This is a genomic window from Flagellimonas taeanensis (assembly GCF_003584105.1).
Lineage (GTDB): Bacteria > Bacteroidota > Bacteroidia > Flavobacteriales > Flavobacteriaceae > Flagellimonas > Flagellimonas taeanensis.
In genome coordinates, this window is the sequence record NZ_QXFO01000026.1 from 212488 (window position 1) to 238244 (window position 25757).

At 47.4% G+C, this 25757-nt stretch carries 18 protein-coding genes; 8 read left to right on the top strand and 10 right to left on the bottom strand.

The genetic code is table 11. The features are described from left to right. Positions 1–3: 3 nt before the first annotated feature. Entirely contained in the window at positions 4–2310 is a 2307-nt protein-coding gene (gene pbpC, locus D2V93_RS14885; protein ID WP_245978249.1) for a penicillin-binding protein 1C, read from the bottom strand. 76 nt (positions 2311–2386) lie between these two features. Further along, a complete protein-coding gene (locus D2V93_RS14890) occupies positions 2387–7939 on the bottom strand; it encodes an alpha-2-macroglobulin family protein (protein WP_119619950.1) in 5553 nt (1850 codons plus the stop codon). Between the two features lie 259 nt (positions 7940–8198). Here D2V93_RS14890 and D2V93_RS14895 point away from each other — a divergent pair, with 259 nt between their 5' ends. Then, positions 8199–10991 (top strand): outer membrane beta-barrel protein, encoded by a 2793-nt coding sequence (locus D2V93_RS14895; protein ID WP_245978250.1) that lies wholly within the window; start codon positions 8199–8201, stop codon positions 10989–10991. 59 nt (positions 10992–11050) lie between these two features. Here D2V93_RS14895 and D2V93_RS14900 read toward each other — a convergent pair whose 3' ends face one another. The 5 genes from D2V93_RS14900 to D2V93_RS14920 are packed head-to-tail and all read right to left on the bottom strand — an operon-like array spanning position 11051 to position 14182. Beyond that, the gene (locus tag D2V93_RS14900; protein ID WP_119619951.1) at positions 11051–11836 is read right to left on the bottom strand and encodes a TPM domain-containing protein; all 786 of its coding nucleotides are present in this window, start codon (positions 11834–11836) and stop codon (positions 11051–11053) included. Beyond that, entirely contained in the window at positions 11817–12254 is a 438-nt protein-coding gene (locus D2V93_RS14905) for a TPM domain-containing protein (protein WP_119619952.1), read from the bottom strand. The genes D2V93_RS14900 and D2V93_RS14905 overlap by 20 nt, the downstream gene beginning before the upstream one ends. Before the next feature lie 2 nt (positions 12255–12256). Then, a complete protein-coding gene (locus tag D2V93_RS14910) occupies positions 12257–12856 on the bottom strand; it encodes a LemA family protein (protein WP_072875588.1) in 600 nt (199 codons plus the stop codon). 19 nt (positions 12857–12875) lie between these two features. Then, positions 12876–13205 carry a MerR family transcriptional regulator gene (locus tag D2V93_RS14915; protein WP_072875586.1) on the bottom strand — a complete coding sequence of 110 codons (330 nt, stop codon included), beginning with the start codon at positions 13203–13205 and terminating at the stop codon, positions 12876–12878. Beyond that, positions 13205–14182 (bottom strand): M23 family metallopeptidase, encoded by a 978-nt coding sequence (locus D2V93_RS14920; protein ID WP_119619953.1) that lies wholly within the window; start codon positions 14180–14182, stop codon positions 13205–13207. The genes D2V93_RS14915 and D2V93_RS14920 overlap by 1 nt, the downstream gene beginning before the upstream one ends. Positions 14183–14285: 103 nt before the next feature. On the opposite strand from D2V93_RS14920, the gene alaS reads away from it, so the two are divergent. The 4 genes from alaS to D2V93_RS14940 all read left to right on the top strand — a co-directional run bounded on the left by alaS (position 14286) and on the right by D2V93_RS14940 (position 20326). Beyond that, the gene (gene alaS, locus D2V93_RS14925; RefSeq protein WP_119619954.1) at positions 14286–16898 is read left to right on the top strand and encodes an alanine--tRNA ligase; all 2613 of its coding nucleotides are present in this window, start codon (positions 14286–14288) and stop codon (positions 16896–16898) included. Between the two features lie 127 nt (positions 16899–17025). Further along, the gene (locus D2V93_RS14930) at positions 17026–17973 is read left to right on the top strand and encodes a GSCFA domain-containing protein (RefSeq protein ID WP_119619955.1); all 948 of its coding nucleotides are present in this window, start codon (positions 17026–17028) and stop codon (positions 17971–17973) included. After that, positions 17974–18588: a DUF4230 domain-containing protein gene (locus D2V93_RS14935; RefSeq protein WP_119619956.1), complete on the top strand. Its 615-nt coding sequence runs from the start codon at positions 17974–17976 to the stop codon at positions 18586–18588. A 55-nt stretch (positions 18589–18643) separates the two neighbouring features. Further along, positions 18644–20326 (top strand): M1 family aminopeptidase, encoded by a 1683-nt coding sequence (locus D2V93_RS14940; RefSeq protein ID WP_119619957.1) that lies wholly within the window; start codon positions 18644–18646, stop codon positions 20324–20326. Here the strand turns inward: D2V93_RS14940 and D2V93_RS14945 are convergent. From D2V93_RS14945 to D2V93_RS18695, 3 genes are all read right to left on the bottom strand, one after another. Then, positions 20323–22074, bottom strand: a complete 1752-nt coding sequence (locus tag D2V93_RS14945) for an aromatic amino acid hydroxylase (protein ID WP_119619958.1) — start codon at positions 22072–22074, stop codon at positions 20323–20325. The genes D2V93_RS14940 and D2V93_RS14945 overlap by 4 nt on opposite strands. Positions 22075–22266: 192 nt before the next feature. Further along, positions 22267–22836, bottom strand: a complete 570-nt coding sequence (locus tag D2V93_RS14950) for a DUF4136 domain-containing protein (protein ID WP_119619959.1) — start codon at positions 22834–22836, stop codon at positions 22267–22269. Between the two features lie 64 nt (positions 22837–22900). Further along, positions 22901–23062 (bottom strand): DUF5522 domain-containing protein, encoded by a 162-nt coding sequence (locus D2V93_RS18695; RefSeq protein ID WP_177189994.1) that lies wholly within the window; start codon positions 23060–23062, stop codon positions 22901–22903. Positions 23063–23236: 174 nt separating this feature from the next. On the opposite strand from D2V93_RS18695, the gene D2V93_RS14955 reads away from it, so the two are divergent. The 3 genes from D2V93_RS14955 to D2V93_RS14965 are packed head-to-tail and all read left to right on the top strand — an operon-like array spanning position 23237 to position 25341. Then, entirely contained in the window at positions 23237–23566 is a 330-nt protein-coding gene (locus tag D2V93_RS14955) for a hypothetical protein (protein ID WP_072876786.1), read from the top strand. 9 nt (positions 23567–23575) lie between these two features. Continuing rightward, positions 23576–24481 (top strand): 1-aminocyclopropane-1-carboxylate deaminase/D-cysteine desulfhydrase, encoded by a 906-nt coding sequence (locus tag D2V93_RS14960; protein ID WP_119619960.1) that lies wholly within the window; start codon positions 23576–23578, stop codon positions 24479–24481. Continuing rightward, entirely contained in the window at positions 24478–25341 is an 864-nt protein-coding gene (locus D2V93_RS14965) for a glucosaminidase domain-containing protein (protein WP_072875574.1), read from the top strand. The genes D2V93_RS14960 and D2V93_RS14965 overlap by 4 nt, the downstream gene beginning before the upstream one ends. Positions 25342–25757: the final 416 nt, after the last annotated feature.

The window sequence follows — 25757 nt, forward strand, 5'->3', positions numbered from 1 at the left end:
TGGCTAATCTTCCGAAGCCCTTCGGACTTGCACCTCTTGTTGGATACGGTTGCCCGAATTGTCCACCGCGGTAAGGACATACTCCCCGGGCTGTATGCCCAAGAGCAGTTCATGGAAGTTTTCCGTTTTCCCAATGTAAGTGTCATCCAGATACCAATAGACAATCGCATTGTTCTGTTGATGTGCCAACTTTAGAACGATGTCTTGGGATCTGATTCCTAGGTCTTTTGGTAACAATACAGCTTCATTCGCTTTCGGATAGATGAATTCCATCAATTGGTTGTTCATTTCGGAACAATTGTCCATATAAGGCGGCAACTGTTTGTAATTGGGGTTGGAAAGTGCATAATAGTACTCAATGGTAGGAGGAAGTACAAACCAGTTTCGAGCCACCATATTTTCCAAAGGATAACATTCCGAGTTGACCCGATAGGTTTTCGAAGCGTCCAAGAACAATTGCTGGTGGAAAGGGCAAGGCCCACTTCGAGTGCCATGGGTGGGCACATATTCTTTTTTGACATCGTCACAAAAAACGGAGGCCCTAAAGCCGCTTTGCGAACAAATGTCCACTTCCAGAAGGTCATCAAAAGGTTCTTGGAACCATCCACCTTGTGGGAGGGCGTCCAGCACATCGAACAACAAAGGGGCAGCTGCGGTGATTCCGGTCAGGCCAGGCCTTCCCTCACCATCGGCATTGCCGGCCCATACCCCAATGGCATATTTCGGCGTCACCCCAACCGCCCAGGCATCCTTGAAGCCAAAACTGGTTCCTGTTTTCCAAGCAATGGGTTGTGACGAATCAAAAAAGTGCCAGTTTTCATCCCCTTCGGGGCGGTTCACCTCATACATGGATTGAAAGGTGGCATAAATGGCCCCTGCGCCAAAAATGGGAGGGTCGAACTGCTGTTTTCCAAAATCGATTTCTTCTTCAACCAAATAACTGGCTTTCACAAACTCGTTGGTACGATAGGTACTGGAATGGGTCACATAATGGTTCAGGCCCGATGCCAGTGAGGCATAGGATTCTGTAACTTCCCAAAGGGAGCTTTCGGCCCCACCCAATATCAAAGAAAGGCCATAATGGGAAGAAGGCCTGTTCAACGATTTCATGTTCATTTTGTGGAGCTTGTTGTAAAATTTTTGAAGTCCATATCCCCGCAACAAGCGCACTGCCGGCACATTCAAAGAGCGGGACAGGGCCCTGCTGGCAGGTACGGCTCCCATATAGGTTTTGTCAAAGTTTTGGGGATGATAGCCGTTGATGACGGTCGGGACATCCTCCACCAAGCTATGGGGCAACAACTGACCTTCATCCAACAGAGCTGCGAACAAAAAAGGTTTTAAGGTGCTACCGGTGCTTCGGCTTTTGGTGATGATGTCCACGTAGTTGGCATGCTCTTCTCCCGATGGGGAATTGCCCACATAACCCAAAACGTTGCGGGTTTCCACATTGAGTACCAAAATGGCCAGATTATGGATTTCGTTGCTCTTCAACTGGCGATAGTGCCTTTCGGCCAAAAGATTCAATCGTTGCTGTAAGGACCTGTCAATGGAAGTGGTGATGCGTTCCCCGGGATGTTCGTTGCGGATACGTTCCGTAAGATGGGGTGCCACATCGGGCAAAGGGACTGGTTTTTGGGGCAGGGGTTCTGCAATGGCCAGGTCATAGGTTGTGGCGTCTATGGAACCTTTGTCCTTCAATTTTTTCAACAGATTATTTCGTTTTTCCAGGAGTATTTGCTCGTTCCTTCCCGGGAAAATGAGTGCCGGGGCATTGGGCAATACGGCAAGGGCCGCAGCCTGACCCCAACTTAACTCATGTGCAGGAATACCAAAATACCGCCAAGCGGCAGTTTCCAATCCTACCACGTTCCCACCATATGGAGTGTGGGACGCATACAATCGCAAAATCTCTTTTTTGGAGGACCTCAATTCCAATCGGGAGGCCATAAAGATTTCCACCACTTTTTCGCCATAGGTTCGTGACTTGTTTTTTCGGCTTAACCGAATGACTTGCTGGGTGATGGTGCTACCACCCCTTCGGGATTTTTTGGTGAGGTTATGCCCAATGGCCTTTACAATAGAGACGGGATTGAAACCTGGATGTTTGTAAAAATATTCATCCTCGAACATCAGGACACATTCTTCAAAACGTTTGGGAACCGAGTCTATTTCTGGGAACCGCCATTGACCGTCAGTGGCAATCCGTGCCCCGATCAAGGCCCCATCGGAACTGTTGACCACCGTTGAGGTAGGGTCCTCAAAAAGATTTTTGGGCAGACAGAACAACCACAAAACCAAGAAGGCCATGAAAATGGCCAACTTGATTTTATGTCGGTATGCAAATTTTTTTGATCGTTCCCAAAAATCGTTCATGCAAAACTCATCACTGTACCACTTTGATCCAATTGCCCTTGTTCCTCGCCTGGTGGTTGTTATCGTACATGGCCTCCACTTGGGCTCCGGGCAAATAATACTCACCTAGGAAAGAAGCATTCAGTTTGATGGTAAAGGTGGTCGATTTTTTTGCCCCCAAATCAAAATACAAGTGTGTTCGGTCATCGCGTGTATCCACATAATCCGCTTTGGCAGCATTGGCATCGACACCACCCGCGAAGGAAGTGTCCACGATTTCCCATCCACTGGGCACAATATGGGTCAATGCCACATTCTCAACATAGTCGTTGGAATTGTTGAAGACCGTGACGACTGCTTGGAATTCGGTTCCTTGTCGCAGCTCGGAAACATCCAACGCATTGCCCAAGGCGTCCTTGTAAGCCACATTGAGGTTCAGGTTCTGCTGTTGGGCCAGCTCTTCTCCCACGGGCAATTTCCCGGTCTGGGTCAAAGTGGCATAAACAGTGTTGCCCTGTTTGTTGGTCACCTGTATTTCATTTTTGAAGGAGGTGATGGTAAGCCCCCGTTGCGCAATGGCCCTGTCTGTTTTTACAGAAATCTCCTTTCCGTTATTGGTGTAGGCAATATCGATGGATTTGCCACCATTTTTCATCACCATCTTGGAAAGGGAAAGAAGTGCAAATGCAGTTTCTTGGGTGCTGTACCAACTTTGGGAAGATAGGTCCTTGGCCAAGGAAACGGACAAATCTCGTTGCTTGGAATCCCCTAAAATCACCATGGTTTCCAATGCCATGGCCCTGTTTCGGAAAACAGAACCATAGGTTCTATAGTTATAATTGTTGGGCGTAAAGTTGATGTTTGCCTTTTGGGCAATCTCTTGGGCCACTTCTTTCTTTCCGGCCAGTGCGTAAGCAGCTGCCAAACGCCATTTCGCCTCATTGCTAAGATTCTTGGCTTCGCGAAGACGGTTCATGGCGGCCAATTCGGGCTGCTGTGCCAAGGCCAAAGTATAGAGGCGATAAGCCTGGGAAACATCGTCGTTGTATCCTGAACTTTGGTTGCTCCATTGACGGGCAGCCATTTTTTGGTATTTCAACCAGTTGGACAAGAAGGTCAGCGGTAACTGATAGCCCTGTTGTTTGGCTTCCAACATAAAATGTCCTGCATACGAGGTCCCCCAATCGTCGGCATTGCCGTAACCGGGCCAATAACTGAGTCCACCTTCAGGGGTTTGGAAATCACCCAATTTTTTGATGGCCGCCTTTACATTTTTCTCGATGTCCTTTTTTCGTTCAAAAGTGATGTCGAGCACATCCACCAAGAACAATTGTGGGAAAGCTGCCGAAGTGGTCTGCTCCACACAACCATGGGGATATCTCAACAGGTAATCCATCCGCTTGCTGAAATCCATTGGGGGCAAGGTCGAGAATTCGATAAAGGCCTCATTGGTGCCCGAAGTACCAAAGGGTTCAAATGGAATCGCCATACTGCCATTGGCATCGATGGTGTAGAGTTCGCTTTTGGTGGTGATGGGATTGGGGTTTTCCACATCGATCTCCGTTTTGCTGCTCGCACTTTCCCCGGCACCACTTGCCGATACGGTAATGGTCTGGAACGCGGAAGCAGGTTTTACTTTGAAATCGAAGTTCACGATCTGTTCCCCAATGGCATTGAACGTAATGTTCTTCGTTGTTTCTCCAATAGGCTCCAAAGCTTTCCCCGCATCGATGGAAACCTTTACATTTTTCACTTTGGCTTCCATGGCGAATACGGTAACAGGAATGGTCACGGTCTCTCCGGGGGACAATTTCCTAGGGATGGAGGTCAGTACCATCAAAGGTTTACGGACAGGCGTGGTTTTTTCGGCATTTCCGTAAGCACTGTTTTTATTTCCAGCTACGATCATGGTGCGTACCGAGCCTACGTAATTGGGCATGTTGATGGTATGCGATGCCTTTTCGCCAGCTTTCAGGGTGAATGGCCCCAAATAAGTGACCACGGGTTTGAAGCGTTGTGCCTTACGGTTTTTCGCTCCTTCCCCAATACCGCCACCGCCGATGGCGTAAATGTTATCCACACTCACGGAGTAGGCACCCATCACATCATCAAAAATATCAAAGGTCTTTACACCCAAGGCTTGTCGGGCGTAGAAGGAAGCATGGATGTCGGGGGTTTTAAAGCGGGTCAAGTCCAATAGACCATCATCCACTACGGCCAAAGTATAGGTCATGGGCTTTTTGTTGCCTTCCGAAACGGTCACTTTGTACGATGACTCGGGTTCCAGCACTTCGGGCATGGAGATTTGTGGCTCCAACAAGGTGGCTGGATTCTCCACCAACAAGGGTACTACACCATACAAACGGATGGGCATATCGTTCGCCACTTGTCCGTGAGGTTGCAACAATGAGATGTTGATGTAGGCATTCGGTGCCATTTCCGCAGTGATGGGAATGGTAGCTTTGGTTTCCTTGGCCGAAGTTTCCACCCATTGCTGGGACAATACTTCGGTGCCGTTTTCGATACTGATCAAGGCCCTTCCACCCCTGTCCGAAGGGAAGGTGATTGTAGCCTGTTCACCCAACTTGTAATTCTCTTTATCCGCAGAGAACACCAAGATCTTGGAGCTTTCGGAATCGCCAGAAGGTCTTCTCCACCAATTACGATAGAAATAGGCCGTGCGCCCTGTGGCGTGTCCAGCATCATCGATCACCCGAATAAGGAAGCGTCCACCATCATCATCGGGCACATTCAGGTTGAAGCTGCCCTTTCCATCCGAGCCGGTGGTCACTGTCATTTCCTTGAATGGACTGTGTACGGTGGCATTCTCATATCGGGAAAGATTGTCGTACCCCCGGTTCCACCACCAACGCCATTCTATTTTGAATACTTGCACCTTTAGCTTTCGATTGCCGGATGGCCTGCCTTGATCGTCTACGGAGACCACACCAAAGGTGTTGTTCTCATCGGTCAGGAAAGAACCGTATTGTTTGGCTTCTGGAGAGCGAAGTCCCACAAAATGCGAGTAAGGAGCCACATTTTTGTTGAAGACATCGATGGAAAAATCCCCTCCGCCTTCAAACACTTTGGTCGTAAAGGTAGCCTGCAACATACCGGGCGCATTGCCGTTCACATTGATTTTTTCGTTGATGGCCAATTCCCCGTTCGCATCCAGTTTGGAAGAGATCCATTGGAGTTCCGTTTCATTGAAATCACGTGCCGGGTCTTGGAACACATAGTCCTTGAATTTTGGAAACGGGTTGTATGCTTGGTTCAAGGTGGCGTTGATGTCGATTTTCAGGTTACGGGCAGGTGCCCCGTGCAACCATTGTACGATGGCCTTTCCACTATTGTTGGTGTTGGCTTTCAGTACCTCATTGTCGAAAGAGAAATCCACTTTCAGGCGATTGGGCTTTACTGTGGCCACTTTGAGGGACTTGTTGAACTGGGCACCGCCAACAATGATCTTTGCGAACCAGTTGCCCGTTGGGGCATCGGCTTGTGTGGGGATGGGGAAGTAGTAGAAGTTTTCCTCTTTTTTGGCGAACAATCCTTCGGAAACTGGTATAGTTCCATCGGTCAATACATTGCGTTGGACCAGTTTGCCACGGGCATCGCTTACCTCTAAAGTTACCGGGTGCCCTTTGGGCAGGGGATTGGCCTTGTCATCCAATGCAAAGGTGAGGTGGATGATATCGCCTGGGCGGTGGACACCTCTCTCGGTATAGATGAACCCTTGCAGGCCGCGTTGCAATTCTTCCCCGGAAACATCAAAAGTGCTGAGAGACAGTGCATTTCCATCAGCCAGTTTGGCATAGGCGAAATTATTGTTCTTTTCGGCCACGGCAAAGGAAACGTTCTTTTCCCCGTCATAGATGCTGAGCCCAGATTCGTCCGTGGTGACCTCGCCCAACAATTGCTGCTGGAAATTATACAGCTTGATCTTGGTATTGGCCTCCGGTTTGGTGGTCAATAGGTTGGTGGCCGCAAAATGATAGGATTGGTTCTTCCCTTTTTTTACGATCAGACCAAGGTCACTGCCCAAAAGATTGGTGGAAGCAATCCGCTCATAATTGTAATAGGCCCTGTGGCACGGATTTTCACGTTCCTCCCAATTGTAATCGTAGTTTCTCCAATAATAGACCTCATTGTCCCAGTAGCGCTCTTCCAAGGACTCATCGTCCATGTCTTGGGAAGCATAATCGGTGTCGGTTTCTTCAGTGGTTTCGGGTCTATCACAAGCATAGGTGGTATGTTCCTTTTTGAAACTGAACTCGACACGGTACAGGGACCCTGGGTGGACTTTGACCAAATTGGATAGATCCAAGGCGTGGGCCTTCCAATAGCTGGAATTCTCCTTGCCGTTTTCGGTCAAGGGAATCACTTTGTAGGCCACTCTTCGTCCCACAGGTCGAAAATCAGGGTCATAGTCCTGGGTGAGCTCATAGTTTTGGAGGTATTGGAGCATGTTGTTTTCAAAGACCTGGATGACCCGGACTTCAACGGCAGATAGGTTCACGGTCTCAAAATAGATGGGCGTGGACGCTGCGTTGGGCAAAATGGTCCCTTTGGAAATAAGACGGACAGCGGGTTTCAACTGTTCAAAGGAGACCAGCTCGGAAAAGGTATTTTTGAGGGCAAAGCCATATTCGCTTTTGATGCCCTCGAAGGCATTCACGCGCACTTCGCCCAAAATCCGGTTGGAAGGATAGACCCGCAACACATTGCCATCGATCTCATACCGAAGATTCTCGGCATTTTCAATGGTCACCAGACCGTTCAGGTTTTGATTCTGTTTGAGGGGTTCGGAGAAATTCAGGGTCAGCACTGCATTGGGTAATGATGAGGTCTTGGCATCGACCACTACAAATTTGTTCAGGCCGGGGATGGTATAGTTTTCAGAGCCCTCATTTTCGATGCCCAATTCCTTTCCTGTCCAACTGATGGTCAGTTCACTATCTTCCGTTTTTCTGGAGATGCTGTCAATCTTGAAACTGAAATATTGTGCATTTTCAGAGGCATTGTCCCATTTTACGGCAACTGCTTTGTCCCCCTGCTTCACGGAAAGGATACTGCCTATTTTGGACCCTTCCAAAATGTCGGATGCATCCAAAGTCCCCGTCAGATATTGCCAGTCCTTGCTGTACGATTGCAGGTTCCCCAAGTTGATCTTGAAGTTTGGGGCAATGGTCTTGAAACTAAAGGTGTATTTTTTGAACTCACTTTTAATGTCCTCAAAAAGTTGGTTCAGGGCCAGTGTCACCACATACTCGGTATTGGGTTTGAGGTATTCGGATGGCTGGAATGTGATTTCACGGCCATTTTCGATGACCAGTTTGCCTTCCACGCTAGGGGAGATCTTCAGATATTCCTTTGGAAGTTCCTGGGTCAGTTCAAACTGCTCCAACTGTTGCGCCAGGGCAATATGGATGGGAGAGGAAATACTTTGGTTGCCCTGGGTGTGGTAACTGATGTAGTCCTTGAATTTGAAGAGGTTATCGGTTTCACTGGAATCTCCCTTTTTTTTACAGGAGACGGCCAAAATCAGCAAGAAAACAGAGAAAATTCTAAAAAAATGGGACATGTTAAAACTTGGAATTGGTTAGACATGATTTTGCCCAACCAAGATAGCTAAAATTGGACAAGATGATCCGGTAAGTTTACGGATGGTTGTTTTGAATTGATATATGGGGCAAAGGACTTGCATTTATTGTAAAAAAAATAACATTTTGAGCAGTTATCCATAAATTTTTCTCAAAGTTTAGTTAAATCGACTTCTCTTAATTTACCAAACCAATATTTTGGAGTCCAAACCAAGATGAACCAAAAAAACAAACAGCCCATTGAGAAGAATTTATACCTATCTCGCTTTTGTTTCCCTCTTTTTTTCTTTTACGTCAACTTATGGTCAAGACTTCTTGATCAAGGGAAAAATCGTTGATGCCACCAATGGAACTCCCCTTGAAGCGGCAACAATTTATGCGGAGACTGTCAAGGACAGTGTCCTGATCAGCTACACCATCACCAATTCGGATGGAAATTTCACACTGGAAGGGCGAACATCCTACAAGAAGGCCAGATTGGGCATTTCCTATAATGGCTATAAGTCGCGATCATTGGAAGTGGACCTGAAACCAAGTTTAGATCTTCAGAACATTGCCTTGGAAGAACGGGCCCAAGAACTGGAAGGGGTGGACCTTGTTGGAGAACGTGTGCCCATCACCATACGGAAGGATACGTTGGAGTTCAATACTGATTCTTTCAAGACCCGGCCCGATGCCACGGTTGAGGATGTGCTCAAAAAGCTTCCCGGAGTCGAAGTGGCCAGTGACGGTACCATTACGGTCAATGGAAAAGAAGTGAACAAGGTTTTGGTGAATGGACAGGTATTTTTCAGTACGGATCCCAAAGTGGCCACCAAGAGTCTTACCAAGGATGTGATCAGCAAGATCCAGATCACCAATAGCAAGACCAAGGAGCAGGAATTCATTGGGGAAGAAGGTGATGGGGAGAACAAGACCATCAACCTCTTGCTCAAGGAAGACAAGAAAAAAGGATATATGGGACGCCTTTCCGGCGGATATGGTACGGACGATCGCTATCAGGCCAATGGACTGGTCAACTATTTCAACGACACCCAGCGGATAAGTGTCTTGGGGAGTAGCAACAACATCAACAACCCAGGTTTTTCCTTTGATGAGATCTATGAGATGGTCGGAAATGCCAGGGGCGGAGGTGTAGGGTTTAATCGAAATGGAAGTTTTTCCATAGGAAACATGTCCTTTGGATTTGGGGAGGGAATCACTACCTCGTCCACCGTTGGCACCAGCTATGCGGACCAAAAGAAGGACAAATACCGCATGGACGGCAATTATTTCTACGCCTTCAGTGATTCCTATAATGATGAAAAGACGGCACGAGAAAACATTTTGCCCGACGGGAGTTATTTTACCGATACCGAGTCCAATTTTGTGGGTACCACCATTTCCAATCAGGCAACGGCCAACCTGGAATTTGATGTGGACAAGACCACTAGGGTGAGCATACAGCCCAATTTCAGTGTGAACAACACCAATTCGACCAACTCGGAAAACACCATTTCCACGGATGAGGAAGGAAATGTCATCAACGATAATATGTCCTTGCAGACTTCGGACGGGTTCCAACGCAATTTCAGCAATAGGCTGGAAGTGATGAAGAAACTGGATACTTTGGGGAAATACGTGCGTGTATATTTTGAAAACAACAACCGGGTGAACGATTCGGAGTCTTTTTTGAACTCGGAACGGAACATTTATGGGGACGATCCCAGCCAGCAGATCTTGGACCAAAGGACCACGATTGACAATGCCAACGATTCCTACGAACTTGGGGCCTCCTTCCGTCAACCCCTGAACAAGGACCTTTATCTGGATTTTCGTTACAGCTACAACAACAATGAGCAGAAGAACGAGCGTTCCGTTTCCGATTTTGATGAAGGTACGGGAGAGTATGTTTACAACTCGACCCTCAGCTCAGACTTTGATTTCAATGCGAAGAAGCATGTGCCCGAGATAGGGATAGGATCCAACGGGAAGAAATTCAGGTTCAATGTCAGGGCCAGAATGGAACAGATAGCACTTGATAATGAGGATTTTATACAGATTACATCCTTTTCCAAGAACTACAGCAACTTATTGTTCGGTTCCTATTTCAATTACAATATAGGGACCAGCAAAAGGGCAAGCATCAACTATAACACAAGGCTCAATGTGCCTTCAGTGAACCAATTACAGCCCGTTCCCAATGTAAGCAACCCCTTGAACATTATCGTCGGTAACCCCAACTTGGGCCCAGAGGTCACCCATAGCCTTTACCTCAATTACAACGACTACAATTGGAAAGACAGAACAGGGCTGTTCGTCTATTCCGGGATGAATTTTGAGAAGGACAAAGTGGTTTCCATAACCACGACCGATGAGGACTTTATCCGGACGACCACCTATGAGAATGTGGGGGGCAATTACAGTATGTGGGCAGGGGTCAGTTATTCCAAACAGATCAAAAAGGACAGTCTGTACACTTTCAAGTTTACCCTAAGCCCCAATGTGAACATCAACAGACAGGTAGGTTTTACCAATGGGAGCCGGTTGGAAGCCATGAACGTGAGCCTTAACCCAAGAGTGGGCCTTATGTTCAACTATAGGGAAATGATTGAAATAGAACCTGAATATACCTATGGCATCAATTCCACGAGGTACAATCTGGACAATGTGGACGATATCGACTTTACCACCCACAACCTGACGTTTAGATTGACCACCTATTGGCCCCAAAACTTGGTCTGGGGCAATGACATCACCTATAGCTACAATGGTAATTTGGGAGCGGGGTTCGACAAGGATGCCATTTTTTGGAACATGAGCCTAGGGCTTCAACTATTCAAAAAGAAGGCTACGCTCAAAGTGTTGGCCTATGATTTGCTCAACCAGAACATCAACACCCGACGGACCACGGGGCAGGATTTTGTCCAAGATTTTCAGGGAACGGTGCTCAAACGCTATTTCATGGGCAGTCTCACCATCAAGTTTGATTCTTTTGGCGGCAGTGGGGCACCTAACCAAAGACCTAGCGGCCCTAGAATGATAAGGCTTTGATGTTAACGGATAGAATGAAAGAAAAAGGTTGCTTGCGGGGTTTTGGCGTAAGTGGGGGTTTACCACCCACCCGAGGCACCGCCTCCGCCAAATCCACCGCCTCCGAAGCCACCACCGAATCCACCGCCGCTGAATCCGCCTCCACTTCCAAATCCGCCCGAGGAACCGGAGCTACGGCCCATATTGCTTAGGATGATCATGTCCCAGATATCGAGTCCACTACTTCTACGACCGCCGTTTCCACCGCCACCCTTGTTCTTTCGGCTCCATAGAATGATCATGATCACAATGAAAATGATAAAGGGAAAAAGGGCTTCGATGGGAAAACGTTTGTTGTCAAAGGTCCTGTCCTCGGTAAACTCGCCTGTAAGCACTTTGAAGATGGCATCGGAACCCTTGTCAAGACCGCTGTAATAATCCCCCTTTTTGAACTCGGGGATAATGACAGACTCGATGATGCGTTTGGACATGAGATCGGTGAGTGCTCCTTCCACGCCATATCCGGTATTGATGGCGATCCTTCTGTCGTCACGGGCCAAAAGGATGAGTATGCCATTGTCCTTGTCCGCTTGGCCAATGCCCCATTGATGCCCCCATTGGGCACCCAAGTAAGTGATGTCCTCACCCTCGGTAGTGGCAATGATGACCACAACGATCTGGGTAGAGGTACTATCGGAATAGTGGATGAGTTTTTGTTCCAAGGCCCTGTTCTGGGCATTGGATAGAAGATTCACATAATCATAGACACTGGTCTGCTCTTGTGGTTTTTTGGGTATGGTGAATTGTCCCCATGCTAGGGAAACGCACAAAAAAGCCAGTAAGAGGTTACCCTTTGGATATGGCATCGCTCAGTTCATTGGTGTCGTTATGGTTCCATGGGAAATGGGCTTCCAGTTCTTTGCCTGCCATCAAAATACCCTCGATAATACCCTGTTTGAAGTTTCCTTTCTTGAAGTGCGAGGCGATGACATCTTTGGTGGTGTCCCAAAACCCATTGGGCACAGCCCGGTCGATGCCAGTACCACCATAGATGACAAATTTATGGTCATCCACGGCAACGTAGACCAGTACTCCGTTCTCTTCCTTGGTATTGTCCATCTTCAGAAAATGGAATACCTGTTGCGCCCTGCTAAAATGGTCCATTTTGGCCGTAGCCTCAATATGGACACGGATTTCCCCGGAAGTGTTTTTTTCTGCCTCAACAATGGCGTCAATGATTTCCTGTTCCTCCTCGGCAGTCAAAAATTCCTCTACGTGCGACATGCTCACTCAAATTCAAAGTTCACCTCTGGCGCATTTTCAGACCCGGGATTGGAGCTGAAGAGTGCCATGGGGTCAAAGTTGGCGATGCTGGCAATGATGTTCGTGGGAATCTGTTGGATCTTGATGTTGTATTCCCCGGCCAGTTCGTTGAAACGGTTCCGTTCCACATTGATCCTGTTCTCGGTACCTTCCAATTGGGACTGCAGTTCCAAAAAGTTTTGGTTGGCCTTCAGGTCAGGGTAGCGTTCCACGGTCACCAAAAGTCTAGAAAGTGCAGATGACAAACCGGTCTGGGCCTGTTGGAATTCCGCAAGTTGTTCTGGCGTGATGTTGTTGGCGTCAATGGTAGTGGATGTTGCCTTGGCCCTAGCCTCTATTACATCAGACAGGGTCTCTCGCTCAAAATCGGCCGCACCTTGGACGGTTTTCACCAAGTTGCCGATGAGGTCGCTTCGTCGTTGATAGGAACTTTCCACATTGGCCCATTGCTTGGTGGCCTGTCCCTTCATGTCCACCAGTTTATTGTTCGTGTTCACGTACCACCCGACCAGCACCACGGCAAGGACGATCAGTACGATGATGGCTATAATGCCTTTTTTCATTTTCGTTAGGTTTTAGTGTTTATAGTTGTTCTTTGATTTTCAGTAGTTCTGCCTTTACCTTTTGCAGTTTTTGTATGACATCAAAGGTGGACAGTGTTTTTTCCTTTTCTTCGTTCAGGTGAGTTTTTGCCCCTTCCAGGGTAAACCCCCGTTCCTTTACCAAGTGATAGATCAGTTGTAGGTTTTTGATGTCTTCTGGTGTGAATTTTCGATTGCCCTTGGCATTTTTCTTGGGTTGGAGCACATCAAACTCCTTTTCCCAAAAGCGTATCAGGGAAGTGTTCACCCCAAAGGCTTTGGCCACTTCGCCAATGCCATAATATCGTTTTTCAGGAAGGTCTATGTGCATTAATCCAAGGATTGGTTCTCTTGATTGGCATATTTGAGCATGTTTTCAAACTCTTCTGCCGTCAAACTTCCGTAGTAGAAGTTGATAGGGTTGATGCGTTCCCCGTCCTTGAAGACCTCGTAGTGCAAATGCGGTGCTTCTGAACGCCCCGTATTCCCCACAAAACCGATAAGATCGCCCCGCCTCACCTTTTGGCCCACGGTCACGTTGTATTTGCTCAAGTGCCCGTATAAGGAGATGTAACCATATCCGTGATCGATTCGTATGTGCTTTCCATATCCGGAGGATTGGTTGTCGGCACGGGTCACTTTCCCGTCGCCCGTAGCGTATATGGGAGAGCCACGTGGTGCGGTAAAGTCCATCCCCCAATGCATCTTTCGTGCCTTGGTGAACGGGTCGGAACGCCATCCGTAGCCCGAGGCCATCCGCGTCAAATCCTCATTGCTCACAGGTTGGATGGCAGGGATAGAGGCCAAAAGCTTCTCTTTTTCCTCGGCCAATTTGGCAATCTCATCGAGGGATTTGGATTGGATCACCATCTGTTTTTGGATGATGTCCAAACGCTTGGTGGCATTGATGATGATATCGGAATTGTTGAAACCGTCGAGGGATTTGTATCTGTTGACACCTCCAAAACCAGCCTTTCGCTGCTCTTCGGGAATGGGATTTGCCTCAAAGTATAGGCGGTAAATGTTGTTGTCGCGGTCTTCGATGTTGGCCAGCACCTGCTCCATTTGTTCCATCTTCTTGTTCAGGATCTCAAATTGAAGCTCATAGTTCCTGACCTCCCGCTCCAGGGAAAGTTCCTTGGGCGTGTTCACCCATTTGGTGTTCAGTAGGATAATGAGGCCCAAAAAACCAAATAGCGCAGAACCCAGGACGAACAGAAAGATGTTTCTGTACTTCTTGGATTTTTTCGGCTCGATCTTTCGATAGGAAAGGGTATCCGGGTCGTAATAGTACTTAACTTTAGACATGAATGGATTTTATCCTATTTTTGCTCACTCTTTTTATCAAAACAAGCAAATATAAAAATTGTTTTGCTAAGAGTGTTAAATTTAAGAAAACCCTAGGAATTCAATGACATCCCAAGAAGTTAGAACCCAATTTTTAAACTTTTTCAAAGAAAAGGGCCACAAAATTGTGCCCTCTGCCCCCATGGTGATGAAGGACGACCCGACCCTCATGTTCACCAATGCGGGCATGAACCAGTTCAAGGAGTTTTTCTTGGGGAATTCCAAGCCCAAACACCCCAGGGTGGCCGATACCCAAAAATGTTTACGGGTAAGCGGCAAGCACAACGATTTGGAGGAAGTGGGGAAGGATACCTATCACCATACCATGTTCGAGATGTTGGGCAACTGGAGTTTTGGGGATTACTTCAAAAAAGAGGCTATACAGTGGGCCTGGGAATTGCTCACCGAAGTCTATAAAATTGACAAGAGCAGTCTTTATGTCTCTGTTTTTGAAGGCAGCGATGATGATGGATTGGCCATGGACCAAGAGGCCTATGATCTTTGGAAGGCCATTGTGCCCAAAGAGCGCATCATCATGGGCAACAAGAAGGACAATTTCTGGGAAATGGGCGATCAGGGACCCTGTGGCCCCTGTTCCGAGATCCATGTGGACATCCGTTCGGCAGAAGAGAAGAAGAAAGTGCCGGGTGCCTCCTTGGTGAACCAGGATCATCCGCAAGTGGTGGAGATTTGGAACCTGGTTTTTATGCAATTCAATAGAAAGGCAAATGGGAGCTTGGAGGTCCTTCCCGCAAAACATATAGATACTGGAATGGGCTTTGAGCGCCTGTGCATGGTGCTCCAAGGCGTTCAGTCCAATTACGATACCGATGTGTTCACCCCACTTATCCGAGAGATAGAGGTTATCACAGGAAAGAAATACGGAAAGGACGAGAAGACCGATATCGCCATTCGGGTGATCGCGGACCATGTGAGGGCCGTTGCCTTTTCCATTGCTGATGGGCAATTGCCGAGCAACACCGGCGCCGGTTATGTGATCCGAAGGATCTTGCGCCGCGCCATCCGATATGGGTTTACATTTTTGGATACCAACAAACCGTTCATTTATAGATTGGTCAAAGTATTGGCCGAGCAAATGGGCAAAGCCTTCCCCGAGCTGAAGGAGCAATACCAGTTGATCGAGAATGTGATCAAGGAAGAAGAGAGTTCGTTCCTGAGCACTTTGGAGCAGGGATTGGTGTTGTTGGACTCCGTGATCAAGTCTTCCAAGGGCAAGACCATCAGTGGCGAAAAAGCCTTTGAACTTTATGATACCTTTGGTTTTCCAATCGATTTGACCTCCTTGATTTTGGAGGAGAAAGGATATCAATTGGATGTTGAAGGCTTCAACAAGGCATTGCAGGAACAAAAGGACCGTTCCAGGGCGGCATCTGAAGTGTCAAAAGGCGATTGGACCGTTCTGAAACAGGATTCCGAGCAGGAATTCATCGGCTATGATAGTTTGGAAGCCCAAGTGAAGTTGGTGAAATACCGAAAGATCAGTAGTAAAAAGGAGGGGGACCAATACCAATTGGTGTTCAACCTAACGCCTTTTTATGCGGAAGGTGGCGGTCAAGTGGGCGACAAAGGTTATTTGGAGGCCCCGAACGGTGATGTCACCTATATTGTGGATACCAAAAGGGAAAACAACGAGATCGTACATTTTGCAGAATCGTTGCCCGATAATGTGAATGAAACCTTCAAGGCGGTAGTGGACCATAAGCAACGATGGAGAACAGCTTGCAACCATACCGCTACGCATTTGTTGCACCAAGCACTTCGTGAAGTTTTGGGAACCCATGTGGAACAAAAAGGCTCTGCGGTACATTCCAAATACCTGCGTTTCGACTTTTCACACTTTGCCAAACTATCCGTTGAAGAGTTGCGAAAAGTGGAAAACTTCGTCAATGCCCGTATCGATGGACATTTGGCTTTGGAGGAACATCGAAATGTACCCATCAAGCAAGCGATGGAAGATGGGGCCATGGCCCTTTTTGGCGAAAAATATGGCGATACCGTGCGTACCATCCGTTTTGGACAATCCATTGAACTTTGTGGGGGTACCCACGTGAAGAACACGGGTGATATCTGGCATTTCAAGATTGTGTCAGAAGGTGCCGTGGCAGCAGGTATCCGAAGGATCGAGGCCATCACTTCCGATGCTGTCAAGGAATTTTACTTTACGAACAACCGCATGTTGTTCGAGATCAAAGATCTTTTGCACAATGCCCAAGATCCCGTAAAGGCCGTGGCGAGTTTGCAGGATGAGAACACCGCGCTTAAAAAGCAAGTGGAGCAATTGTTGAAGGACAAGGCCAAAGGTTTAAAAAATGATTTGATTGCCGAATTGAAGGAACTCAACGGAATCCAATTCCTCTCCAAAAAAGTGGATCTGGATGCTGCGGGCATCAAGGATTTGGCTTTTGAAATTGGCGGACAAGTGGACAACCTCTTCCTTCTGCTTGCTTCCGAGAGTGAAGGGAAGGCCTTGTTGAGTTGTTATATTTCCAAGGAATTGGTAGCTGCAAAGAACCTGAACGCTGGTACCATTGTTCGTGAACTGGGCAAGTACATTCAAGGTGGAGGTGGCGGTCAACCTTTCTTTGCAACGGCAGGAGGTAAAAACCCTGACGGTATTCCAGAAGCTTTGGATAAAGTGAAGGACTACCTTAAATAATGGGTGCTCCGAATTAGTGATTTAACATCAAGATGTCATCCTGAGCGGAGTCGAAGGATCTCTTGAGCTATGATAATAATTGAGTTCTTGGTTCTGGACTTAGCTCGAACTGACCTATTTGTAAAACATGGAACTACAGACCAAAGTACCCTTGCAGCCAGCTGATGATCCCATCGATTATCAGGGAAAAGTGCTGCTTTTTGGTTCTTGTTTTGTGGAAAATATGGGGGACAAGCTGGAGTATTTTCAATTTCCCCAATACCAAAATCCTTTCGGGGTGTTGTTTCAGCCCCTGGCTTTGGAAAACTTGGTCAAGCGCGCACTGGAAAGTTCTTTTTACCAACAAGATGAGGTATTCTGCCAAGAGGGTATTTGGCGTTGTTTTGATGCACATTCCGAAGTACGTTCCGATGACCAAAAAACCTTGGTGGAACTGCTCAACCAAAGGTTGCGACTCACAAGGCAATGGGTGGAAAGTGCCTCCCACATCATCATAACTTTGGGCACGGCTTGGGTGTACGAACATATAGCTTCCCAAAAAATAGTGGCCAATTGTCACAAGGTGCCCCAAAGGGAATTCATTAAAAAATTGCTTTCGGTGGATGCCATCCAATCCAGTTTAGAGAGCCTTGTAAATATGATTGGCAACGCAAATCCCAAGGCAAAACTCATATTTACGATTTCCCCGGTTCGGCACCTGAAGGATGATTTTGTGGAAAACCAACAGAGCAAGTCGCATCTCATCACGGCACTACATCATATAATAAACGGACACCAGGTGTCCTACTTTCCAGCTTACGAGATCATGATGGACGAACTCCGTGATTATCGTTTTTATGCCGAGGATATGGTGCATCCCAATGCCTTGGCCGTGGATTACATTTGGGAAAAATTCAAAACAATCTGGATTTCTTCCGAAGTTTACCCCATTATGGACGAAGTGGAAGGCGTTCGAAAAGGGTTGCAGCACCGGCCTTTTAATCCAGGTTCCGAGGCACACCAGAAGTTCAAGACATCGCTCCGGGCAAAAATTACGTATCTTCAAGAAAGGTATCCTTTCATGAAATTCGAATAAATGAAGAAAATACTCATTGGCGCCGTGATTGCCCTGGCTTCGGTTTTGATCTACAGATCGTGTACCGAAGACCGTGAAAAAAAGACCATCTTGGAGGAGAATTCCATGCTGATCCAGCAAGAACTTAAAAACGTTTCCAAGCTGATCGTGACGGAAGGTCATTTTGCGGAAGTCTATAATTATAAAGATTCGCGGGAACTTTTTGGCCCCTTGGTCACCGCCCAGAAAAAAGCGTTGGTGGTCGTTAATGCCGAGGTGATGGTGGTCTATGACCTTTCCCAAGTTATCTATGATCTGGATGAGGAAAACAAGACCGTTAAGATTACGAACATTCCGGATCCCGAAATCAAGATCAACCCCGATTTTGAATACTACGATGTCACCGCTGATTACCTTAATCCTTTTAAAGCGGAGGATTACAATTTGATCAAGCGCAATGTAAATGCTTCGTTGATGAAAAAAATTGATGCTTCTACCTTGCGATCCAATGCCGAAAACCGTTTGGTCAGTGAGCTTTCCCGTATTTTGGTAATCACAAATTCCATGGGTTGGACCTTGGTTTTTGAGGATGTCCCGGTACAGAATATGGAGGAATTGGATAAAATTTTGGATTAATCTGTCACATTTCCCGTTTTTGTGCGTCTTTATAGCTCATCAATCAATGTAATCCATGTTTAAAAGAGCTCTACTAACCGGCCTTTTAGCCACTTTTCTCTTTGCCTGCAATCAAAAACCCAAAGCCGATATCTGCTACACCATAACCCCGGTTAAGGTGGATAGCGTATCACAACTGAAAATCCGCATGAGTATTCCCGCGGATACCAGTGGGGTGACCACCCTGTCGTTTCCCAATGAGGCGTGGGGTCAGGAAAAACTGTTCAACACCTTGGGTGAGATGCGTTTGCTGAATGTGGAAGGGGTGGTGGAAAAGGATATGGATAGCAGTCGCATCGTGTTGATGCATCCCAAGGATACTGAACAATTGGAGTTTGAGTATTTCCTCAAGCAGGACTTTGATGGTGACTTGTCTACAGGCAGAATCTATCGACCTATCATCAGCGATGCTTATTTCCATGCGTTTTCCCACAATATGTTCATGGTGCCCGAACAGGCAGAGAGCAATCAGGACATTGTATTGGATTGGTCTGCTTTTCCGGAGGATTATACCATCCACAACAGTTTTGGAAGCCAAAAAAGGGTTCAGGAGTTGAAGGGTATGGATATGGCCCTTTTTGGAAACGCCATTTTTGTGGGAGGGGACTTTAGGGTACTTTCAGGCGACATCCAAGGCAACCAGATCAGTTTGGCCACCCGAGGGGAATGGATTCCGTTCCAAGAAGAGGAGGTGTTCCAAGTGCTGGAGCGGACTTTGACCTGTCAACGTAATTTTTGGAACGATCACTCGCAAGAATATTTCACGGTGACCATGCAACCCTTTCCGCAGGAAACCGGGAGCAGTTTCCAAGGTACGGGGCTTACCAATTCCTTTGCCACCTCTATTTCCAACAACGATTTTACGGATATTGAACAATTGGTGTACCTGTTCAACCATGAGTTGATGCACAACTGGATCGGGCATGTCATCAAAAATGAAAATGAAGAGGAACAATATTGGTTCAGTGAGGGTTTTACCGAATACTATACCTTCAAAAATATTGCAACCAACAAGATCAATGGTCTAACCGGAGCCTTTTATATCCGCGAGGTGAACCGCACCATACGTGATCTGTATGCTTCTCCAGTGGTGGAAGCCCCCAATGCGGAGATCAACTACGATAACTTTTGGGGCAATCGGGATTATTCCAAACTGCCGTATTGGAGAGGGGCTGTGTTTGCCTTCTATTTGGACCAAAAAATCCGTGAAACATCCAAAGGAAAACAAAGTTTGGATGATGTGATGCATCAAATTTATAAGGATGTCAAAGCCAACAATCAAAAACTGACCCATGCCTATTTCATTAAAGTGATGAAGGAATTTTTGGGTGATGATTTTGAGGCCTTTTTTCAAAAACATATTGAAGAAGGCATTAAGGTGGACCTTTACGGATTGTTTGACGAGTTGGGATTGGAGTATGATCCCATGAACGATATTTACGAGCTGGGTTTTACATTTACCGAAGACCGAAAAGGCATCCAAAGTGTAGTGGAAGGCAGTGCGGCCTGGAATGCAGGGTTACGTGAAGGGGATGAGGTGTTTTCCCGCAGCATTTGGCAAGGCAGCATTGACCACGAAGTAGAACTCGGGGTGAAACGCAATGGAAAAAGATTGGAATTTGTCTTTTATCCCATCAAAAAGGCTATGGTGCCCCAACTGAAGGAAACCGAATCCAATATCGAAAAACTTGGCTTTTAACTTACCAAGCTAGCATCTGCCAATTTGATACCATCGTCGATCAAATGGCCCACTTTCGGATTGTTGCGTTTGATGCTTTCCAAATGGTCCAATATCTCTTTTTGAAAATGGTGATCGTCACCCTGCTTGGCCAATTCATACAGTTCCACGGGTAGTAACCAATCCTCAGAAAATTCACTTTTGATGACCTGGAAAACCTTGTTTCGCGAGATGGTGGTGTTTGTACCTTCCCTAAAATCCCGCACTTGCTGATAATATTGCTCCAGTTGCAACCTTTTGGGGCTTTTCTTTGGTTTGATGGTGGTTTCGGTCAATTGATGGGTGATAAGGTCAAAACTGTTGAGGTCGGCCGGACCGTTGTAGGCGGAAACCACACTTTGGCCAACGGCCATGTCGTACAATCCCCATTCCGGTTGAAACAGTACCTTGTCCTCATGCGTTACGGTACAATCCTTAAAGGTGATGAGGATGATCTTGCCCATCAGATTACGGGTACCGGTTATGATGGTCCCTTCAACCTTGATGCCTCCTTCAAACTCCAAGGAAATTTGCTCCCCTTCGTAAATCTTATAAGCCTTCAAATCTCGGGGACCCATATCTTCTATAGCGATGTTGATGCCCTTCAATTTGCCAATGGGCGACCCAAAACCTTCCACGTGATAGGCGGTGCTGTGTCCCACGAGTTCTTTCTCCCGATACGCCAAGGCCGTTGGACCTTTGGTCTGGATATAAATAGGTTTGCCATCATGCTCGATCACATGATGGAACTCCCCTGAAATTTGAAGTCCCGTACTGAGCTCGATGGTGCCCAGCGCTTGGGAAGTGATCAATTTTTTGATGCCCGAAAGCCCACCTTTGCGAACAGCCATAGTGTTGGCAAAATCTTCCAGCACCTGGCTCAAAAAAGCAAAATCCGGGGTAACGAACAATTGGGGTTGCGGTTTGGTAATGTCAAATTCGGTGCGTGCCCCTTCAATGGAGTAGGGAATCTTTTTCACTTGGTCCGTCATGCACCAAGCACTTTCCCCAATGGAGGAAAGCAGTCCCGCCCCATAAATCTTCGGATAATCCACGGAGCCTATCAAGCCGTATTCCACCGTCCACCAGTGCAGGTTTCGGATGAGGGCCATTTCGCTGGGCTCCCCCATATTTTCTTGCAGGTATTCGATATGTTTTTCGGCTTTTTCAATCTCTTCTTGGGGCGTACCATGGGCCTCTTTGATGATGGAAAGATGGCGCACCGCATCGTACAGTTCGTAATCCTTGGCGCTGGAAATGGCCTTGCAGCCAATCTCCCCGAAGCGTCGCAAATATTCTGCATATTCGGGATTGGCGATGATAGGGGCATGCCCGGCACCTTCGTGGATGATATCCGGTGCGGGGGTGTATTCAATGTTTTCCAATTGACGGATGTCCGAAGCGATCACCAACACATTGTACGCCTGAAATTCCATAAAGGCCGAAGGGGGGATAAACCCGTCCACGGCCACGGCGGCCCAACCGATTTCTTTCAGGATACGGTTCATGCCGTACATGTTCGGGATCTGGTCGATGGAAATGCCTGTTTTCTCCAATCCATCCACATAGGAACTGTGTGCCACTTGGCTCAAATAATCCACATTTTTTCGCATCACATAGCGCCAAACGGCTTGGTCAATGGCCGTATAATCTTCATAGTTCTGCGGTTTGATGAACTGTTTGAGGTGCTTGGGAAGTTTGTCCAGTATGGGATTGGATTCGTAACTCATTTGTGCATTTTTATCGGTCTTAAAGATACGAAAACGTTATCGGTTTCCCTTTAGGGAAACGTTTAGACAAAAAAGAAGCTTTCCAAAAAGAATTCATTTCGTCAACCTGATCTTGTTTCAGGTTCCCATCATAAGAGTCTGAAATAAATTCAGAATGACGCTGATTTGCCCTTGGAAAGCTTCCTAAATATTTTAGTTGACGGCGACTGCCGTTTGGGGAGGATATTCCTTCAAGATCTGGGATACAAATTCTTGGATACGCTGCTCCTTCTTCTCAATGTTCTTGGTGTTGTTCAGCGTTCCTACGCCCCTGCCTTGCCAGACGAGTTCCTTTTTATTGGCATCGATGACATCAATGTATAGGGAACCTTCGGTACTGGTGCTGACATTGTTGCCCCAGCCCCAGCCCCAACCGGGACCCCAGACCCAAGGGTTGTAAAATCCGCCATAGCCCCAGCCAAAGTTGTTGTTGTACACATCCACACGCTCACGCTCTTTGGTGAAGATGCTGATGAGCACATCGGGGGTATCGGATTTCACAAAACCACGCGAACCGAGCTCGGCCTCAATGGCACGAAGGATCCGTTTTTTGTCCAGATCGGATATTTGGGCCTTGTCAATACCCGTTTTGTAAAAAGCATAGCTTTTATAGGTGTTGAAATTGGCTTGTTTGTCGTAATCGGAAACGACCCGAACAGAACTGCACGAGGCCAAAAGAACAAGGGTCAATGCGACCAACGGAATGAGTTTTAAATTTTTCATGGCACTTTTTTTATTTCTTTGAGATTATGATGAATACGGCACAAATATTATGCCGAAGACAATCTTAGTTTCTCCTATTGATCTTTGCATTGTAGCCGTACGGGCAATGGCGGCAACCACTTTCACAACAATATCCCCGTTTGAGGAGGTATTGTTCGGTAAAGACCCGATACCCTTCTACCGAAAGGTAATAATCGCCCTCTTCCAAGGGAATGTGTTCTTTCATGCACAGCATCAATTCGTCTTATAAAGTTAAGGCATTCCGTTGAAAGCCCCTAACGTTTTAAGATTTTGGAAGTAAAGGGGTTATTCACCGAAATTGTTGATGGTATTGTCGGTCGTGCCCAATTTTCTGTGTTTTTTGCTGTTATATTTGTTGGGAACCGATGAACGTTTTCAGGTGATAGTTGTCTTTAAACATTTTTTCTATAAAAATTATGTGGGCCTCTCGCTTTGGCCCTTCATCATCCTAAAAGAGGATTCCCTGAAGACCGATGCCGTGCTCATCAACCACGAACGCATCCACCTGAAACAACAGCGAGAACTCCTGATAGTGCCCTTTTACCTGCTCTATGTTTCAGAATGGCTGTTGCGGACCGTCCTCTATATGGACAGTTACCGCGCCTACCAGAACATCAGTTTTGAGCGTGAGGCCTATGCCAATGAGGCGGATATGCAGTATCTTTCCAAGCGGAAAATCTTCGGGTTTTTGAACTACCTGATGCGATAATACGTTGGAGTGAACATCCCCTGTCAGCATATCGACCTGCCCCTTTTCCGTGAAAAGGGCGTAACCCTGTACATCAAACGGGAAGATACCATCCATCCGCTCATTTCGGGAAACAAGTACCGCAAGCTCAAATACAATCTGGAGGAAGCCAAAAAACAGGGCCATTCCACGTTGCTCACCTTTGGTGGGGCCTTTTCCAACCATATTGCGGCCGTGGCCTGCGCCGGAAAGGAACAGGGTTTTGAGACCATTGGGGTGATACGGGGCGAAGAGTTGGCCCATAGTTGGCAGGACAACCCCACTTTGGCCTTGGCCCATCAGCAGGGGATGCGGTTCCATTTTGTTTCGCGGAGCGAGTATCGGAACAAAAATGAAGCACCCTTCCGCCATGATTTGAAAGAGCGTTTTGGGGAGTGCTACCTGCTCCCCGAGGGCGGGACCAACGAATTGGCGGTGCGGGGCTGTGAAGAGATCTTGACGGAAGCGGATGCCGGTTTCGACCATATCTGCTGTGCCGTGGGCACTGGGGGCACCTTGGCCGGCCTTATCAATTCGACAAAAGAGGGACAGAACGTTCTCGGCTTCCCTGCATTGAAGGGCGATTTTTTGAACGATGATATTCGTACATTTGCCCGTAATGATCGGTGGCGATTGGTGACCGATTATCATTTTGGGGGCTATGCCAAAGTGGATCGGGAACTGGTGACATTCATCAACCGCTTTAGGGATAAAACCGGGATTCCTTTGGACCCCATCTACACGGGAAAGATGCTTTTTGGTATTTTTGCCCTTGTAAAACAGGATGTTTTCCCCAAAGGCACCCGAATCTTGGCCATCCACACGGGAGGATTGCAGGGCATTTTGGGCATGAACCTTGTGTTGGAAAAAAAGAATTTACCGTTATTGGACCTATGATCAAGCGAATTGGATATGTAATCTTGGTGGCCCTCCTGCTCACAGGTTGCGGCGCCAAGAAAAGAAGGACCACCCACCGAAAGGGAGCTCCTGCCATCAGTAGGACGGAGACCAGGGAAAACACCAAGGTGACTGCGGAAGAGCGGACCGAGGGATCCAACCTCTACCCAATGCCCGAAGACCCGGGAAGGTTCGAGAAGTTTCCCATTTCGGATACCCAGGAATACATCAAGACCTTTGCCGAAATTGCCCAGTACGAAATGCGGGCCTTTGGTATTCCCGCCAGTATCACCTTGGCACAGGGCATTCTGGAAAGTGGCTCCGGACGGGGGGAGCTTACCCTGAAGACGAACAACCACTTTGGGATCAAATGCCATACGGGCTGGGAGGGCGAGTTCGATTTTCATGATGACGATGCCAAGGGGGAGTGTTTCCGCAAGTACAACCACCCCATGTTCTCCTTTCGCGACCACAGTCTTTTCCTAACGTCGCGTTCGCGTTATGCATTTTTGTTCAATTACCGACGGGACGATTATAAAAAATGGGCCCATGGCCTCAAACAGGCGGGCTATGCCACGGACCGTCAATATCCGCAGAAATTGATCGCCCTGATCGAACGCTACGATTTGCACAAATACGACGAGGCCGTAGTGGAAACCAGTGAGGAACCTGTTCGTCAGCCCACGACGGAGGATACGCCCGAACCGCAAGAAACCTTGACCCATACCGTAGAGAAGGGGGATACCTTGTATGCCATATCCAGAAAATATGAGGTTTCTGTGGATGAACTGAAACGGATGAACCGATTGAACGACAACACCATCTCCATTGGGCAGGTACTCCATGTCCGTGTGCAGTGATGGTTTGTCCGCCACATCAGCCTGAACTCGGACCCTGAGCGGAGTCGAAGGGTAAAGCAGCATGTCGTTCTCGACTGCGCTCGAACTGACATTGAGCACGTCAACCTGGACTCGGCCCCTGAACGGAGTCAAAGGGCGAGCGAAGGATCTCACGGTAAGTTTTATCGATGATGGGATACCGAAACGAGTTCGGCATGACGAAGATACTGTCCGTTCGGCAGGCGCTCGAACTAATATTGGGCACGTCAACCTGAACTTGTTTCAGGTTCTCATAAATGTTGTGGGTATTGGGCCCTGAGTGCAGTCGAAGGGCGAGCGAAGGATCTCACGGTAAGTTTTATCGATGATGGGATGCCGAAACGAGTTCGGCATGACGAAGATACTGTCCGTTCGGCAGGCGCTCGAACTGATATTGG

Coding starts and splice junctions, on each gene's coding strand:
- D2V93_RS14890 (WP_119619950.1), bottom strand. CDS start 7,939: ATGTCCCATTTTTTTAGAATTTTCTCTGTTTTCTTGCTGATTTTGGCC.
- D2V93_RS14935 (WP_119619956.1), top strand. CDS start 17,974: ATGAAGAAAATACTCATTGGCGCCGTGATTGCCCTGGCTTCGGTTTTG.
- D2V93_RS14930 (WP_119619955.1), top strand. CDS start 17,026: ATGGAACTACAGACCAAAGTACCCTTGCAGCCAGCTGATGATCCCATC.
- D2V93_RS14915 (WP_072875586.1), bottom strand. CDS start 13,205: ATGCACATAGACCTTCCTGAAAAACGATATTATGGCATTGGCGAAGTG.
- D2V93_RS18695 (WP_177189994.1), bottom strand. CDS start 23,062: ATGAAAGAACACATTCCCTTGGAAGAGGGCGATTATTACCTTTCGGTA.
- pbpC (WP_245978249.1), bottom strand. CDS start 2,310: ATGGCCTTCTTGGTTTTGTGGTTGTTCTGTCTGCCCAAAAATCTTTTT.
- D2V93_RS14950 (WP_119619959.1), bottom strand. CDS start 22,836: ATGAAAAATTTAAAACTCATTCCGTTGGTCGCATTGACCCTTGTTCTT.
- alaS (WP_119619954.1), top strand. CDS start 14,286: ATGACATCCCAAGAAGTTAGAACCCAATTTTTAAACTTTTTCAAAGAA.
- D2V93_RS14965 (WP_072875574.1), top strand. CDS start 24,478: ATGATCAAGCGAATTGGATATGTAATCTTGGTGGCCCTCCTGCTCACA.
- D2V93_RS14910 (WP_072875588.1), bottom strand. CDS start 12,856: ATGAAAAAAGGCATTATAGCCATCATCGTACTGATCGTCCTTGCCGTG.
- D2V93_RS14900 (WP_119619951.1), bottom strand. CDS start 11,836: ATGCCATATCCAAAGGGTAACCTCTTACTGGCTTTTTTGTGCGTTTCC.
- D2V93_RS14905 (WP_119619952.1), bottom strand. CDS start 12,254: ATGTCGCACGTAGAGGAATTTTTGACTGCCGAGGAGGAACAGGAAATC.
- D2V93_RS14920 (WP_119619953.1), bottom strand. CDS start 14,182: ATGTCTAAAGTTAAGTACTATTACGACCCGGATACCCTTTCCTATCGA.
- D2V93_RS14940 (WP_119619957.1), top strand. CDS start 18,644: ATGTTTAAAAGAGCTCTACTAACCGGCCTTTTAGCCACTTTTCTCTTT.
- D2V93_RS14945 (WP_119619958.1), bottom strand. CDS start 22,074: ATGAGTTACGAATCCAATCCCATACTGGACAAACTTCCCAAGCACCTC.